The 13,913-nt window shown below is 74.6% G+C and carries 15 protein-coding genes; 8 read left to right on the forward strand and 7 right to left on the reverse strand.

Going from position 1 to position 13,913, the window contains the following annotated elements; all coding sequences use genetic code 11:
- Window positions 1–459: 459 nt before the first annotated feature.
- The 4 genes from dusB to IE329_RS07055 all read right to left on the reverse strand — a co-directional run bounded on the left by dusB (window position 460) and on the right by IE329_RS07055 (window position 4,483).
- Window positions 460–1,644, reverse strand: a complete 1,185-nt coding sequence (gene dusB / locus IE329_RS07040) for a tRNA dihydrouridine synthase DusB (protein WP_190209949.1) — start codon at window positions 1,642–1,644, stop codon at window positions 460–462.
- Window positions 1,645–1,728: 84 nt separating this feature from the next.
- On the reverse strand, window positions 1,729–2,466 hold the full coding sequence (locus IE329_RS07045; protein ID WP_190209950.1) for a DUF4097 family beta strand repeat-containing protein: 738 nt from the start codon (window positions 2,464–2,466) through the stop codon (window positions 1,729–1,731).
- A 152-nt stretch (window positions 2,467–2,618) separates the two neighbouring features.
- Window positions 2,619–3,263: a response regulator gene (locus tag IE329_RS07050; RefSeq protein ID WP_190209951.1), complete on the reverse strand. Its 645-nt coding sequence runs from the start codon at window positions 3,261–3,263 to the stop codon at window positions 2,619–2,621.
- Window positions 3,251–4,483, reverse strand: coding sequence for a sensor histidine kinase (locus tag IE329_RS07055; RefSeq protein WP_190209952.1), 1,233 nt, complete (start codon window positions 4,481–4,483; stop codon window positions 3,251–3,253). The genes IE329_RS07050 and IE329_RS07055 overlap by 13 nt, the downstream gene beginning before the upstream one ends.
- 135 nt (window positions 4,484–4,618) lie before the next feature.
- Between IE329_RS07055 and IE329_RS07060 the strand changes: the two genes are divergently transcribed.
- The gene (locus IE329_RS07060; RefSeq protein ID WP_190209953.1) at window positions 4,619–5,134 is read left to right on the forward strand and encodes a hypothetical protein; all 516 of its coding nucleotides are present in this window, start codon (window positions 4,619–4,621) and stop codon (window positions 5,132–5,134) included.
- Complete coding sequence (locus tag IE329_RS07065; protein ID WP_190209954.1) at window positions 5,131–5,715, forward strand: hypothetical protein; 585 nt, start codon at window positions 5,131–5,133, stop codon at window positions 5,713–5,715. The genes IE329_RS07060 and IE329_RS07065 overlap by 4 nt, the downstream gene beginning before the upstream one ends.
- A gap of 55 nt (window positions 5,716–5,770) precedes the next feature.
- Here the strand turns inward: IE329_RS07065 and IE329_RS07070 are convergent, their stop codons facing one another.
- Together IE329_RS07070 and IE329_RS07075 are read right to left on the reverse strand one after the other, a co-directional pair.
- Window positions 5,771–6,262, reverse strand: a complete 492-nt coding sequence (locus tag IE329_RS07070; protein ID WP_190209955.1) for a hypothetical protein — start codon at window positions 6,260–6,262, stop codon at window positions 5,771–5,773.
- Window positions 6,259–6,465 carry a hypothetical protein gene (locus tag IE329_RS07075; RefSeq protein ID WP_190209956.1) on the reverse strand — a complete coding sequence of 69 codons (207 nt, stop codon included), beginning with the start codon at window positions 6,463–6,465 and terminating at the stop codon, window positions 6,259–6,261. The genes IE329_RS07070 and IE329_RS07075 overlap by 4 nt, the downstream gene beginning before the upstream one ends.
- Window positions 6,466–6,830: 365 nt before the next feature.
- Between IE329_RS07075 and IE329_RS07080 the strand changes: the two genes are divergently transcribed.
- The 3 genes from IE329_RS07080 to IE329_RS07090 all read left to right on the forward strand — a co-directional run bounded on the left by IE329_RS07080 (window position 6,831) and on the right by IE329_RS07090 (window position 9,223).
- Window positions 6,831–7,670, forward strand: coding sequence for a helix-turn-helix domain-containing protein (locus IE329_RS07080; RefSeq protein ID WP_190209957.1), 840 nt, complete (start codon window positions 6,831–6,833; stop codon window positions 7,668–7,670).
- Complete coding sequence (locus IE329_RS07085; protein WP_190209958.1) at window positions 7,660–7,866, forward strand: DUF397 domain-containing protein; 207 nt, start codon at window positions 7,660–7,662, stop codon at window positions 7,864–7,866. Before IE329_RS07080 ends, IE329_RS07085 begins: the two co-directional genes overlap by 11 nt.
- A gap of 565 nt (window positions 7,867–8,431) precedes the next feature.
- Window positions 8,432–9,223: an alpha/beta fold hydrolase gene (locus tag IE329_RS07090; protein WP_190209959.1), complete on the forward strand. Its 792-nt coding sequence runs from the start codon at window positions 8,432–8,434 to the stop codon at window positions 9,221–9,223.
- A gap of 58 nt (window positions 9,224–9,281) precedes the next feature.
- Here the strand turns inward: IE329_RS07090 and IE329_RS07095 are convergent, their stop codons facing one another.
- Window positions 9,282–10,178 (reverse strand): helix-turn-helix transcriptional regulator, encoded by an 897-nt coding sequence (locus IE329_RS07095; protein ID WP_190209960.1) that lies wholly within the window; start codon window positions 10,176–10,178, stop codon window positions 9,282–9,284.
- Between the two features lie 101 nt (window positions 10,179–10,279).
- On the opposite strand from IE329_RS07095, the gene IE329_RS07100 reads away from it, so the two are divergent.
- The 3 genes from IE329_RS07100 (at window position 10,280) to IE329_RS07110 (ending at window position 13,855) form a co-directional block, all read left to right on the forward strand.
- Window positions 10,280–11,776, forward strand: a complete 1,497-nt coding sequence (locus IE329_RS07100; protein WP_373311099.1) for an MFS transporter — start codon at window positions 10,280–10,282, stop codon at window positions 11,774–11,776.
- A gap of 164 nt (window positions 11,777–11,940) precedes the next feature.
- Window positions 11,941–12,516 (forward strand): NADAR family protein, encoded by a 576-nt coding sequence (locus IE329_RS07105; protein ID WP_190209961.1) that lies wholly within the window; start codon window positions 11,941–11,943, stop codon window positions 12,514–12,516.
- 7 nt (window positions 12,517–12,523) lie between these two features.
- Window positions 12,524–13,855, forward strand: a complete 1,332-nt coding sequence (locus tag IE329_RS07110; protein ID WP_190209962.1) for a hypothetical protein — start codon at window positions 12,524–12,526, stop codon at window positions 13,853–13,855.
- Window positions 13,856–13,913: the final 58 nt, after the last annotated feature.

A 13,913-nucleotide genomic window follows, 5' to 3' on the forward strand; every position in this document is an offset into this window, starting at 1 on the left:
AACCCAGCAGATCGAATGCCCGTCAGGGTGTTCACCTCTGGTGCTGAAATCGTCCGGCTGACGCTAGCGCGCCTTCAAGTCTTGAATGCACGGAAACACGAAGATCACACGAAGCGGACAGAGCGTGATGGTGAGCACCCGGCCGCGTTGCCCCGGTTTGATTTCCTGCATCCCGACTCTCCGATACTCCGCCGACCCCTTCGGAAGGCGATTTGCGCCATCCGGGCCAAGACCGGCACCTGACCGTATGTCAGTCGCCACGGTATGTGGCAAGCGTCACGGGCGCATCTCACCAGTCGTGCGTAGCGACTCTGCGCCAATCGTCGCACTGCGTCCAGAAACGTGTTCGTTCCGTGACCGGATCAAGCCTGAATGGAGCCCTCTTGGCCAGGTTGTCCAAGAGGGCTGGGCCGCTCCGGCAGTCGCCCCTCTCGGGGTCACTTGGCCGGACCGTCCACATCAGCCGCCGGAGGTGTCCGATTCGGCGTCAATGCCCGGCAGGGCGCAGTCGTACGGATCGTCCAACCAGCCCTCGGGGAGGACCACCCGGTTGTTGCCACTGGTCCGGCCCCGGGGACCGTCCGCGCCGGCCGGCCAGAGCTGCGACTGCTCCACCTCGGCCAGCGTCCCGCCCAGTTCGGCCAGCGAGCTGGAGTTGGCCAGCCGCACCCGCAGCTCGGAGCCGACCGAGAAGCCCTTGGTGTACCAGGCGACGTGCTTGCGGAAGTCCACCACCCCGCGCTGCTCGTCCCCCATCCACTCGCCCAGCAGCTGCGCGTGGCGCACCATCGCCCGGGACACGTCCGCGAACGAGGGGCGCGCCGGGTCGGCGTCCCCCTCGAAGACCGCGACCAGGTCCTTGAACAGCCACGGCCGGCCCAGGCAGCCGCGCCCAACCACCACACCGTCGCAGCCCGTCTCCCGCATCATCCGCAGCGCGTCGCCGGCCGACCAGATGTCGCCGTTGCCCAGCACCGGGATGTGCGCCGGGACGGACTCCCGCAGCCGGGCGATCGCCGACCAGTCCGCGGTGCCGCCGTAGTGCTGGGCGGCCGTGCGCCCGTGCAGCGCGATCGCCGAGACGCCCTCCTCGGCGCCGATCCGGCCGGCGTCCAGGTAGGTGAGGTGGTCGTCGTCGATGCCCTTGCGCATCTTCATGGTCACCGGCAGGTCGCCCGCGCCCGCGACGGCCTCGCGCAGCAGCTCCCGCAGCAGGTTCCGCTTGTACGGCAGCGCCGAGCCGCCGCCCTTGCGGGTCACCTTGGGGACGGGGCAGCCGAAGTTGAGGTCGATGTGGTCGGCCAGGCCCTCGTCCGCGATCATGCGGGCGGCCTTGCCGACGGTCACCGGGTCCACCCCGTACAGCTGGATGGAGCGCGGCTTCTCGCTCGGGTCGAAGCGGATCAGCTGCATGGTCTTGGCGTTGCGCTCGACCAGCGCCCTGGTGGTGATCATCTCGCTGACGAACAGGCCCTTGCCGTCGCTCTGCTCCCGGCACAGGGTGCGGAACGGCGCGTTGGTGATGCCCGCCATCGGGGCCAGCACGACGGGCGGCCACACCCGCATCGGGCCGATGTCCAGCGGCGCGAACTCGGAGTCGGCCGGGGCGGGCACGGGCGTGGCGGTGGCGGGCGTGGCGGTCATGCGCGGCGCATCCTCAGCAGCTAGGCGGTCCCGCCGGGCGCGGTCCGGGACTCTTCATTGTCCCCCACCCGGCCCGGTGGCCGGTCAGCCGTCGGACGACCTGATGAACACCGCCCCCGAGCGGGTGGAGACGTCGATCCCGCGCGGCGCCGCCGGGTCCTCCAGCACCGGGTCGATGCTGCGCCCGCCCGAGGCCGAACGGCCGGTGATCCGGTACCGCGAACCGGTGGGGACGGTGATCCACAGCTCCCCGGAGGTGGTCGAGGCGGTGACCGAGTCCGGCGGACGGGCGAAGGCCAGCCGGGCGTCGCCGGAGCCGGTGCCCACCTCGACCCGGGCCGACGCCAGCGCCGTGCCCCAGACCGACCCCGAGCCCGACCGGGCGGTCACCCGTCCGCCGAGGCCCGTCAGCACCACCGCCCCCGAGCCGCTCCGCAGCCGGACGTCCCCGGTCAGACCGCGCACCTCGACGGACCCCGACGTGCTCAGCCCGGTCACCGCGGTGGCGGCCGGCACCCGGATGTCGAGGCCGACCCCGCAGCCGAGACCGCCGAGGTCGAGCATCCGGTCGCAGCGCACCGTCACCTTCAGGGTGTCGCCCTCCCAGAGCATCGCCACCAGCGGTTTGCGCAGGGTCCAGTCCAGGCTGCTGCGGACCAGCACCTGCCCGGGCAGTCCCGGCTCGATCCGGACCTCCGCCCCGGTGGTGTCGAGCACCAGCTCGCGGGCGGCCAGCGCGTACGTCTTGTCCCGCACGGTGTGCTGCCGCACCAGCACGCCCATGGCCTGCGAGCCGGAGAGCACCAGCACCACCGCCGTCACCAGCCCGCCGACGAGGCGCCAGACCCGGAGTCCGCGCGCCGTCCCGCCCGGCCGCGGCGCCCCCTCCGGACCGTCCGTCCAGGCTCCTGGCCCGGACCCGGTCCCGTCCGCGGCCCCCGCCGCCCTCTCCCCTCCGGCGACCCGCTCCATGGTCAGCCGACCTCCAGGAAGCGCAGCACCGCGAGCACCCGGCGGTGGGTCGCGTCCGCCGGCGGCAGGTCCAGCTTGGTGAAGATCGAGTTGATGTGCTTGGCGACGGCACTGTCGCCGACCACCAGGGCCGCCGCGATGGCCGTGTTGGAACGTCCCTCCGCCATCAGGCCGAGCACCTCCCGCTCGCGCGGGGTCAGCCGCTCCAGCGGGTCGCTGTTGCGGCGCACCAGCAGTTGGGCGACCACCTCCGGGTCCAGCGCGGTGCCGCCCTCGGCCACCCGCTGCAGGGCGTCCACGAAGTCGTCGACGTTCGCCACCCGCTGCTTGAGCAGGTAACCCACACCGCTGGTGTTGGTGGCGAGCAGGTCGGCGGCGTAGCGCTCCTCCACGAACTGGGAGAGCAGCAGCACCGCGACCTCCGGCCACTGCCGCCGGATCATCAGCGCCGCCCGGACGCCCTCGTCGGTGAAGCCCGGCGGCATCCGGACGTCCGTCACCACCACCTGCGGCGCGTGCTCCTCGACGGCGGCGAGCAGCTCCTCCGCGTCACCGACCGCGGCCGCCACCTCGAAGCCCACCGCCTCCAGGACCTTGACCAGCCCGGCCCTCAGCAGGACCGAGTCCTCGGCGATCACAGCACGCACGGCAGCTCCACGGTGATGGTGGTGGGGCCCCCGAGGGGGCTGTGGACGGCGAGGGTGCCGTCCACCGAGGCGGCGCGTTTGCGCAGCCCCGTGAGTCCGGTGCCGCCCGCCGGGTCGGCTCCGCCCACGCCGTCGTCGGTGACGGTGATCCGCAGCCGGCCGCCCCGCCCGCGCACCGACAGGTCGACCCTGGAGGCACGGGCGTGCTTGGCGACGTTGGTCAGCGCCTCGGAGACGGTGAAGTACGCGACCGCCTCGACGGTCGGCGCGATCCCGGGCGGCACCTGGACGTCGAGGCGCACCGGCAGCGGGGCGCGGGCGGCGATGCCGGACAGCGCGGCGTCCAGGCCGCGGTCCTCCAGCACCACCGGGTGCAGGCCGCGGATCAGGTCGCGCAGCTCGGCGATGGCGGCCTGGGCCTCCTCGTGCGCGTCCACGATCACCTGCATCGCCTCCGGGGGGACGTCCTTGAGGGTCCGCCGGGCGAGGCCCAGGTTCATCGCGAGCGAGGTCAGCCGCTGCTGGGCGCCGTCGTGCAGGTCGCGTTCGATCCGGCGGCGCTCGGCGTCGGCCGCGTCCACCACCCCGGCCCGGCTCTCGGCGAGGTCCTCCACCCGGCGTTCCAGTTGCTCTGCCCGGTTGGGGCCGAGCATCGCCCTGGTCACCCGCTCGTCCAGCCCGGCCAGCCGGCCGGCCGCGTACGGCACGACGGCGAGCAGCACCAGACCCGCCAGCGTGACCAGGACCTCCTGCGGGACGAGCCAGTTGTCCGCGTGCACCCGGCTGCCGGGCGGCATCAGCCACTCCCAGCCGTACACCGTCGCCAGCACCAGGCCGACGCCCCAGCCGTACAGGACCAGGGCCGCGCCGACCGCCAGCAGCGGCGCGGCCACCAGGTGGTACCCCGCCTGCCGCCGGGCCGCCGGTGAATGCAGCCGGCGCAGCGGGCCCCGGCCGTCCCGGGCCCGGCGCGGGATCTCCACCCCGCGCAGCACCCGCATCCGGCTGCGCTGCGCGGCGCTCAGCAGGCCGAGCGAGAGCAGCACCAGGCCCAGCAGCGGGAAGAGCAGCTTCGGGACGAGCACCGCCGCCCAGAGCGGAACGCTCAGCGCGGCCCCGGCGGAGACGAAGAGCGTGTCGTGCCAGGGCCCGGCCGACCAGGGGGCCCGCCCGGCACTCGCGGTGAGCGCGCGGCGCAGCGGGGTGGGGGTCGGGGGCATGCCCGACAGCCTAGGACGTGGTGATCACGGCCCGCCATGAAGGGGACTGCCGGGCCGGGGGTGCAGCTGGCTACACCCCCGGTCGGGTCGATCGCGCTACCGACATCTCCCGCCCCGGCCGGGAGGCTTGACGGCATGACGAGGACAACGGGGACAGCAGTGGGGGCGGCGGACGCACCGTCGGGCACCCGCGACGAAGGGCGGGAGCCGGCCGCGCCGGGAGGGCCGTGGGAGGTCCGTCGCAGCGGTGGCGGCGGCGGGCACCGGCGGGGGCGGCCCGCCCTGGAGGTCTACGAGCACGGCGAGTTGGTGGACGTCCTGGTCCTCTCCCGGCTCTCGGCCCGGCTGCTGGGGGGCGCGCGGCGCAGCACGGACGGCGGGCGGCAGCTCTCGTTCGCCTGGGGGCGGCTGCCGGCCCACGGGCCGCTCCCGGTGGTGGAGTTCTCCGCCGGACGGCTGCCGCTGCGGCGCCGGGCCCGGCCGGCGGCACCCGCCGTGACGGTGTCCGGGGTGTTCTGGCTGGCCTGGGCCGAGGGCCCGTTCAGCACCGTGACGGTACGGGACTCCACCGGTGAGGCGCCCGCCGAGCGGCTGCGCCTGGTCCGGGCCCGGTCCAGGGCGATGTGCGCCCACGGCGGCGGTGCGGCGTGAATCCCGCCCCCCGTCCCGGTCCCGGACGCCCGGAGCCTCTCGGATCCTGCGAACGCCTGGCCGTACGCCTGCCCGGCCCGGCCGCCCTCGCGCTGCTGCCCTGGCTGGCGGTGCTGGCCGCCTGCGGGGAGACCTGGTGGGTGGTGCTGGACGCCCTGGAGTTCGGGGCGCTCGCCACCACCCACGTCCTGCTCGGACACCGTGCACGGTCGGCCCGTCGGACGGCGGCCGGCGCCGCGGTGCTGCTCTGCGCCGATGCCCTCGCCGACGTGGGCACGGCCGCGCCCGGTATCGCCCTCGCCTCGGCGCTGGTGATGGCCCTGTGCGTCGAACTGCCGCTGGCCGCCGCCTGTCTGCTCGTGGCCCGGGCCGGCGCCCCGGCCGCTCAGCCGTCCACCTCGCACCGGAGCCCGGTGCGGCCGGCGTACCCCCAGCGTGCGCCGGCGCCGAGCACCGGCGGCAGGGCGCCCTGGATCAGCGGGTCCGCCGGGGCCGCGAGGGTCAGGCGGTACCCGGCGGGAATCCTGGCGAGCCGGACGTCCTGGCCCGTCACGGCGGCGAGCAGTCCGGCGATCCGGTAGGCCCGGGCGACGCCGGCCCCTCCGCCGCCGGCTCGGCGCGGCGGCGGGTCCGGGGTCACGGGGCGAACCCGGCGCCCGTCCGGTCCGCCCCGGCCGCGGCGAGCTGCGCCGCGTGCCAGGCCTCCAGGTGCTCCAGGCAGGACGAGCAGACGTACAACGGCACCTCCACCCCGCCCCTGGCGAGCACTCCGGCCCCGGTCACCGCCGCAAGTCGGACGCAACCGAAGCAGCGCCCTCGCTGCGGGGGCACCTCCTCCGCCGGCGCGGGCGGCGGCAGCCCGGCCTCGCGACGGGCCGGCTGCCGCGCCACCATCTCCGCCGTACCTGCCCCCGTACCTGCCGCTGCCTCCGCCCTTGCCCTTTCCGGTGCTCCCGAGACCGCGATGCCCGTCATCAGCGCCATCGCGAAGGCCAGCAGTGCCACCAGCCCCGTCGTCCCCGGCGGGCCGTCCCGGACCGGGATCACGGCGGCAACGGCGACCGCCGCGGCGGCCACCACGACCACGCCCGCCGTGACCAGCGGCCGCACCCCGTCCGGACTCCTCACGCCGCCCCCTCCTCCCCGTCGGCGCCCAGGTCCACCAGCGGCGCGATGTGCTCGGGCCTCGCCGTCCACTCCACTCCCCCGCCCTCGGGGCGCAGGTAGACCCAGCCGCCCTGGGTGTCCATGTAGACACCGGTCAGCCGGCGCCTGCTGTCCCGTACCGTCTCGCCCTCGCGGGGCCGGTACGGCTTCGCCCGGTCGCTCATCGCGCACCTTCCTCCTGTTCCTCGCCCGACCACGCCGCCACCTGGTGCACCCGCCGCAACCGCAGATGCCCGAGCACCCGGACTGTCACCAAGTCACCCACCACGTCGACCACTTCGCCCCGGCAACGAGGGGCCGCCGGATCGGTGATCTCCCAGTCCGGGGGGACGACGGCGATCGTCTCCCCCGGCCTCGGCCGGCACGGCTCCGGCCCTGTAGTGGACTTCATGGTGGGACCGCCCCTCTGTCGGGCCGGCCGATGCTCACGGCAATCGGCGCTCACTGTGTGTTCCATAGTGGTGGACAGAGAGTGTTCCCGGAAGCCACAATCGACTTGTCTTTCCGTGGCGCACAAGTTGGAGCACCCATGGTGAACCGTAAGGTCCTTGATCCAACGTCATCCCCGTGGGCGCCGTTCGGAGTCCAACTCCGCAGGTCGCGCGAGGCACTTGGACTGACCCAGGCACAGCTCGCCAAGCAGCTCGGCTACGACCACACCTCCGTCTGCTACATCGAACTTGCCAAACGGGCACCGACCGCGAAGTTTGCCCGCCTGGCGGACGAAGCGCTTCAGACTGGCGGGACCTTGGTGCTGATGTGGTGGCAGCACAAGCACACGGCTTTGATCGAGGGGTTCCCCGAGTTCGCGGAGCACGAGGCTCGTGCCACTCAGCTGAGACTGTTCGAAATCGGTGTCGTCCCTGGACTCCTGCAAACCCAGGCCTATGCGACCGCATGGGAGGCCGGCAATGTGCGACGAGGAAGCGCCACCCCGGCGCAGGCCGACGAGCGAGTGGCCTTTCTTCTGACCAGGCAGCAGTGTCTCGACCGCACTCAGCCGCCAACTGTGCACGCGGTGCTCGACGAAAGCTGCCTGCTCCGGCCCATCGGCGGAAGGGACGTGATGGTCTCGCAACTGGACCATCTGGAAGACCTTGCCACCCGGTCACACGTGATCCTCCAGGTTGCGCCGTACTCGCTGGGGGAGGACAGACCTTTCACACACCCAGTTGCCTTGCTGACGCTCCCCGATCGGAAGCTGCTCGCGTACACCGAAACCGAGCAACGTGGTTACCTGGACAGGGATACCGAATCCGTTTCAGTGCTGAACAGGCACTACGATCGCCTTCAGGTCGAGGCCCTGAATCGGGCCGCAACCCTGGCAACGATCCGCCGCGTACGGGAGGACTTTGAGCATGCACGTTGACCTGACCGAAGCTCCCTGGCGCAAGAGCACATACAGCGGCGGGCAGAACGGCTGCGTGGAGGTCGCCGACGGCTACCCCGACGTCACGCCCGTCCGCGACTCCAAGGACCCCGCCGGCCCCGCCCTCCTCTTCCCCGCCGAGGCCTGGCAGGCCTTCGTCACCGCCACCGCCACCGGCGAGTTCGGCGCGGCCTGAAAACTCCTGCCAGGGCCGGCGGTTCGGCCGCGGAGAGCTGCGAGTTCGCCGACCCGCGGAGGCGCCGACCGCCTCGGACAGGCCCGATCCCGCGCGAACGCGGCGCCTCCCCGGGGGTGCGAGGTCCCGCCCCGGCCGACTGGCCGGCAGGCCGTCGGCCGGGGCGGGTTCCGCGGTGCCGACGGGCCTGGCCACCGACCGGTGACCGGTTCGCACCGGCGCGCGGAGCCACCAGTTGACCACATCGACGGGCAGAACCCGGTAGGACGTCCCCGCCCGGCCGGCGGGCCCGGCGCAACCGCGGTTGGCGGAGGTCCGCCAGCGCGGAGCGGAGTCGTCCGGCAGGTCGGGGCTCGCGACGTGGAACGGCACTCCGAGGCGCTCCGCGAGCGCCTGCCCGACCGCGCTCGCCTCCTGCGGCCTCCGGCCACGACGAGACGGCGCCGTTGAACAGGCGCAGGTCCCTCCCGTCCTGGACGTGCGCCGGAGGCTCCGCCCGCAGCAGCAACCGGCCCGCGACCGGAACCCGGTGGCATGTACGCCGCCAACATGCCACCATGCCCGGATGATCACCCTCGCCGACGAACTCGGCCACCTCGCGTACACCGTCACCGGTGACGGTCCGCCCGTCGTCCTCGTGCATGCCGGCATCGCCGACCACCGGATGTGGGACGCGGTCGTCCCCGCGCTCGCCGAGCGCTACACCGTCGTCCGGTACGACCTGCGCGGCTTCGGCGCGTCCCCGGTGCCGACCGGCGAGTTCGGCGAGACCGACGACCTGCTCCGGCTGCTGGACCACCTCGGCCACGAGCAGGTCCACCTGGTCGGCGCCTCCTGGGGCGGCCGGGTGTCGGTGGGCTTCACCCTCGCCCACCCGGAGCGGGTGCGGTCCCTCGCGCTGCTGGCCGCGCCGTGGCCGGGGTACGACTGGTCGGCGGACATGTTCGCCTACGACGAGGCGGAGACGAAGGCCCTGGCCGCCGGTGACCTGGACGTCGCCGTCCAGGTGAACCTGGACATGTGGCTGCGCGGGGCGACCCGCGGCTGGGAGGAGATCGACCCCGGGCTGACCGAGCGGCTCCGCGGGCCGGTACGGACGGCGCTGGCGAACCAGGAGGCGGTGGGCGAACTGTCCCGGGGCGTCACGGGCAACGACATCGCCGCGATCGGCGTCCCCGCCCTGGTCGGCGTCGGCCTGCGCGACAACGCCGACTTCCAGGCCATCGCCGGCCGCTACGCCGCCGAGATCCCCGGCGCGGAGCTGGTCCGGTTCCCGGACGCGGCCCATCTGATCGCCCTGGAGTCGCCGGCCGAACTCACCGCCGCCCTGCTGCCGTTCCTGGACGCCCAGGCCTGACGGACACCCAGGGCCGAACGCCGCCCCGGAAGAGCCGCAGCCGCCCGCCGGCGGCCGCCTACCGGGCGGCCAGCACCGCCATCCGCTCCCTGGTCTCCTCGCAGCGCGGGGTATAGACGATCAGCCGGGAGCCGGCCCGGGGGCCGAGCCAGAGACCGGTGTAGTCGAAGCTGAGCAGACCGGCGCCGGGGACCAGGAAGCGCTTGACGCCGTTGCCGGGCCGCGCCACCTCGTGGCGCGCCCAGGCGGCCTCGAAGTCCGGGGAGGCCTGCCGGAGCCGGGTCACCAGGGCCTTCCAGGCGGGTTCGGCGCTGTGGTCCGCCATCGCCGAGCGGAACCGGGCCACCATGCCCTCGCGCTCGACCTCGACGTCCACCAGGACGTCCTGGAAGCGCGAGGGGGTGAAGGCCATCCAGAGCAGGTTGCGCTCCTCGAAGGGCTGCGCCTCCAAGTCCCCCGCCAGGTGGGTGTACGCGTGGTTGTGGGCCAGGATGTCGTACCGGCTGTTCACCACGGCCGCGGGCATCGGCCCGAACTGGTCCAGCATCAGCCGGACGGCCGGGGTCACCGTGGCGCACTCCAGCACCGGCGAGGGGTCGTCCGCCCCGGCGAGGGCGAACAGGTGCGCCCGCTCGTTCCGGTCCAGCAGCAGCGCGCGGGCGACCGCGTCCAGGACCTGCACGGAGACCTGGATGGCCCGGCCCTGCTCCAGCCAGGTGTACCAGGTGACCCCGACGGCGGCGAGCTGCGCGACCTCCTCCCGGCGCAGGCCCGGGGTGCGCCGGCGGCCGGTCACGGGCAGGCCGACCTGGTCGGGGGCGATCCGCTCGCGGCGGCTGCGCAGGAAGGCCGCCAGCTCGTGCCGGCGCGCCTCGGCGGGCGCCGCCACGGGCGCGGAGCGGCCGCCGGCGCCGTCTCCGGCGGCGGTGCGGGCGGGTACGGTGCTCAGGCTCATGGCACCAGCATGCACCCTCCCTCAGACGGTTGCCAGGTACTTCTTATACCTGGATAAAGACACTCTGGTACCAGGCTGGGCGGCCGCCGATCGTAGGAGTCGTGACCCAGCCACTAGAAGCAGTCAAGGCCCCCGCCGCCCCGCACCAGGGACGATCGACCACCACCACCGCCACCCCCACCGCCGCTCCCGCCACCACCACGCACGGCACCGGCACCGGCGCCCTCGGCACCGCCGGACTCGTCACCGTCCTGCTCGGCGCCTTCCTGCCGATGCTCGACTTCTTCATCGTCAACGTCGCCCTGCCCACCATCGACCAGGACCTCGCGGCCGGCCCGGCCGTGCTGGAGCTGGTCGCCGCCGGGTACGGCATCGCCTTCGCCGTCCTGCTCGTCCTCGGCGGGCGGCTCGGCGACATCTTCGGCCGCCGCCGGCTGTTCGTGCTCGGCGCCGCCGCCTTCGCCCTCACCTCGCTCGCCTGCGGGCTGGCCCCCGGTGCCTGGACCCTGGTCGCCGCCCGCGCGGCCCAGGGCGCCTCGGCCGCGCTGCTGCTCCCCCAGGTCCTCGCCACCATCACCGCGGCCACCGGCGGCGCCCGCCGGGCCCGGGCCCTGAGCGTGTACGGCGCCGTCGGCGGCCTCTCCGTGGTGATCGGCCAGGTGCTCGGCGGGATGCTGGTCGCCGCCGACCTGTTCGGCACCGGCTGGCGCTCGGTCTTCCTGCTCAACGTCCCCTTCGCGCTGCTCACCCTGCTGCTCGCCCTCCGGTACGTCCCGGAGAGCCGCTCCCCGCAGGCCGCCCGGGTGGACGTGCCCGGCACCGCCCTGCTGACGGCCTCGCTGCTGGCCCTGCTGGTGCCGCTGATGGAGGGCCGGGCGGTCGGCTGGCCGCTCTGGACCTGGCTGCTGCTCGCCCTGTTCCCCTTCCTGGTCGCCGCCTTCGTCCAGGTCGAGCGCCGCTCGGAGCGAGCCGGCGGCGTGCCGATCATCCCGCCGTCGCTGCTGCGGATCCCCGAGATGCGGCGGGGCCTCGGCATCGCGGTGCCGTACTTCGCCGGCTTCGGCGGCTTCATGTTCGTCGTCGCCGTCGCCCTCCAGCAGGGCCTGCGGCTGGGCCCGGTCGCGGCCGGCTGGGCCCTCGTCCCGATGGCCGTCGGGTACTTCACCGCCTCGCTCTCCGGGCCGCGCCTGGTCGGCCGCTTCGGCAGCCGGGTGCTGGCCGCCGGCGCGGTCGTCCAGGCCCTCGGCCTGGCCACCCTGGCCGCCACCGTGCTCGCCGACTGGGCGGACTTCTCGCCGCTGCGGATGGCCCCGGGCGTCGCCCTGGCCGGCATCGGCCAGGGCCTGATCGGGACACCGCTGTTCCGGGTCGTGCTCTCCAAGGTCGCGCCGGAGCGGGCCGGCGTCGGCAGCGGCGTCCTGGCGACCGCCCAGCAGTCCAGCCTCGCCCTGGGGGTGGCCACCCTCGGCACCCTCTACCTCGCGCTCGCGCCCTCGCTCGGCATGAGCCACGCGCTGGCCCTGGTGCTCGGGATCCAGTTGCTGGGCTCCTTCACCATCCTCGGCCTGAGCCTGCGACTGCCGCGCACGGTGGGGTGAGGACGGGACGACGGACCGGTCCGTCGGGGCTCCACCGCGTGGCGGCTCCCGCTCCGGGCCGGACGGGCGGCGCGATCGGCACAGGTGGCGAGGGCCGGGGCGGCGGGGGAGGGGCGGCGAAAATCGCGCGCCCCTCCCCCGCCGACGGTGCGAGGATGCCCCCCATGACGACCAGCCGCCCCACCCCCGCCGAGACCCGCAGCCGCGAGGAGCTCACCGCCCTGGTGGCGGCCGGCGCCCGGCCGAAGTACCTGCTGTTCTGGGGTCACCGGCCGCAGCCCGGCGGGCAGACCGGCCCCGGGGCGCTGAGCCAGTGGTGGCCGTCGCCGTTCGTGGTGGACGGGATCACCTACCCGACGGCCGAGCACTGGATGATGGCGGGCAAGGCACGGATGTTCGGCGACGAGCAGATGGTGCCGCGGATCCTCAAGGCCCGCACGCCCGCGGAGGCCAAGGCGCTCGGGCGGCAGGTGAAGGGCTTCGACGACCGGCGCTGGACGGCGGAGCGCTTCGAGCTGGTGGTGGCGGGCAGCGTCGCCAAGTTCGAGCAGGACCCGGCGTTGCGGTCGTACCTGCTGGGCACCTCGCAGCGCGTCCTGGTGGAGGCCAGCCCGGTGGACCGGATCTGGGGCGTCGGCCTGGCCGCCGACCACGCGGACGTGACGAAGCCGGCCCGCTGGCAGGGGCTGAACCTGCTGGGCTTCGCCCTGATGGCGGCCCGCGCACGGCTCTCCTCCTGAGCGCCCGGTGCCGCCCGCCGTACCGCTGCTGATCGACGCCACCGTGGTGGCCTCGGTCCTGGCCGGCCTGCTCCTCGCCCCCGTGGTCCTGCGCGCCGGCCCCGGCCGCCCGGCCCCGGCCGCCCGGGTGAACCCGCCCGGCCCGGTGGCCCCGCGGCGCCGCCGGCCGCCCGGCCCGGGCGCGGCACTGGCCGTCGTGATCGCGCTGCTCACCCTCAACCAGGTGCTGGTCACCGTGTACGTGCTGCGCGAGCACGGCGGGGACACCTCCTTCATCACCCGCCACCTGCCCGCCGGGTGGTTCGCGCTCGCCGACGGGAACGCGCCGGTGCGGTGGCTCGCGGCGCACTGGCCCGCACCCCGGCTGCTCGCGCCGTCGGTGCTGCGCGTCCCCGCCCTGCTGGAACTGCCCTTCGTCCTGCTGGCGTTCGCCACCGTGCTCCGGATGCTCGACGCCGGGCTGTACCGGCGGACGGCCCGCTCACCGCTCCTCCCGCTGGCCGCCGCCTCGTACACGGTGGCCTTCTGCGCCGTCGAGTGGCAGCTGCACAACCCGTACACCGTCGACGACATCCTGCTGCGGGTGCTCTCCGCCGTCCTGACGCCGCTGCTGATCCGCCGGCTCGCGGCCCGGGACGACGCCCGGACGCCCCCGGCCGGCGCGGCCGGACTGCTGCTGTCCGGCGTCGGCCTGTGGGCGACCGGCCGCCTGGTGCTCGCCCTCTACGACACCGTACTGCTGTACAACCTGGGCCGGATCGGCGCCGAACTCCCGGCCGCGGCCGGGGCGGTGGCCGTCCTCGTCGCCGTACGACGGGCCCGGGCCGCGCTGCCCGCCGCGCGGCCGCCGGCCGGTCCGGCGGTCTCGGTGATCGAGGCGGTGCTGCGCCGGGGCCTGGTGCTCTTCCTGGTACCCGCGCTGGCCGTCCGGTACGGGACCGGGTTCGGGACGCCCGCGGTGGCGCTCGGCGGCGGACTGCTGGTCCTGCTCGCGGCCGTGCTCCCCGCACTGCGGGCGGGCGCGGCGGGCCGGGCGGGCACGAGGGGCGCGGCGGGCCGGTTCGGACCGCTCGGCCGGCTCGCCCTCGCCGGGGCGGCCGGCCTCGCCGCGGCCTACCCCGCCGCCCGCTGGGTGCCGGACGCGTACTACGAGGCCGGCCTGCTGCGCGCCGTCACCGCGTTCCTGCTGGCCGCCGTCGCGGCGGGCGCGCTGGCCGACCGCCTCCTGGACGGCCCCGCCACCGGCTCCCCGGCCGGGACGGCCCCGCGCACCGACCCTGTTCGTACACCGGACGGGCACTCCTCGCCGGACCGAAAACAAGCGGACTCACTGCCGTAACACGCCCGCCGTATCGCCCCGCCAGGATGACCGGCAACCAGGGTCGGGGCACGGTGGA

The sequence above is a fragment of the Kitasatospora indigofera genome, assembly GCF_014655955.1.
Classification (GTDB): Bacteria; Actinomycetota; Actinomycetes; order Streptomycetales; family Streptomycetaceae; genus Kitasatospora; species Kitasatospora indigofera.

Coding starts and splice junctions, on each gene's coding strand:
- IE329_RS07095 (WP_190209960.1), bottom strand. CDS start 10,178: ATGAGCCTGAGCACCGTACCCGCCCGCACCGCCGCCGGAGACGGCGCC.
- IE329_RS07105 (WP_190209961.1), top strand. CDS start 11,941: ATGACGACCAGCCGCCCCACCCCCGCCGAGACCCGCAGCCGCGAGGAG.
- IE329_RS07090 (WP_190209959.1), top strand. CDS start 8,432: ATGATCACCCTCGCCGACGAACTCGGCCACCTCGCGTACACCGTCACC.
- IE329_RS07085 (WP_190209958.1), top strand. CDS start 7,660: ATGCACGTTGACCTGACCGAAGCTCCCTGGCGCAAGAGCACATACAGC.
- IE329_RS07060 (WP_190209953.1), top strand. CDS start 4,619: ATGACGAGGACAACGGGGACAGCAGTGGGGGCGGCGGACGCACCGTCG.
- dusB (WP_190209949.1), bottom strand. CDS start 1,644: ATGACCGCCACGCCCGCCACCGCCACGCCCGTGCCCGCCCCGGCCGAC.
- IE329_RS07080 (WP_190209957.1), top strand. CDS start 6,831: ATGGTGAACCGTAAGGTCCTTGATCCAACGTCATCCCCGTGGGCGCCG.
- IE329_RS07075 (WP_190209956.1), bottom strand. CDS start 6,465: ATGAGCGACCGGGCGAAGCCGTACCGGCCCCGCGAGGGCGAGACGGTA.
- IE329_RS07055 (WP_190209952.1), bottom strand. CDS start 4,483: ATGCCCCCGACCCCCACCCCGCTGCGCCGCGCGCTCACCGCGAGTGCC.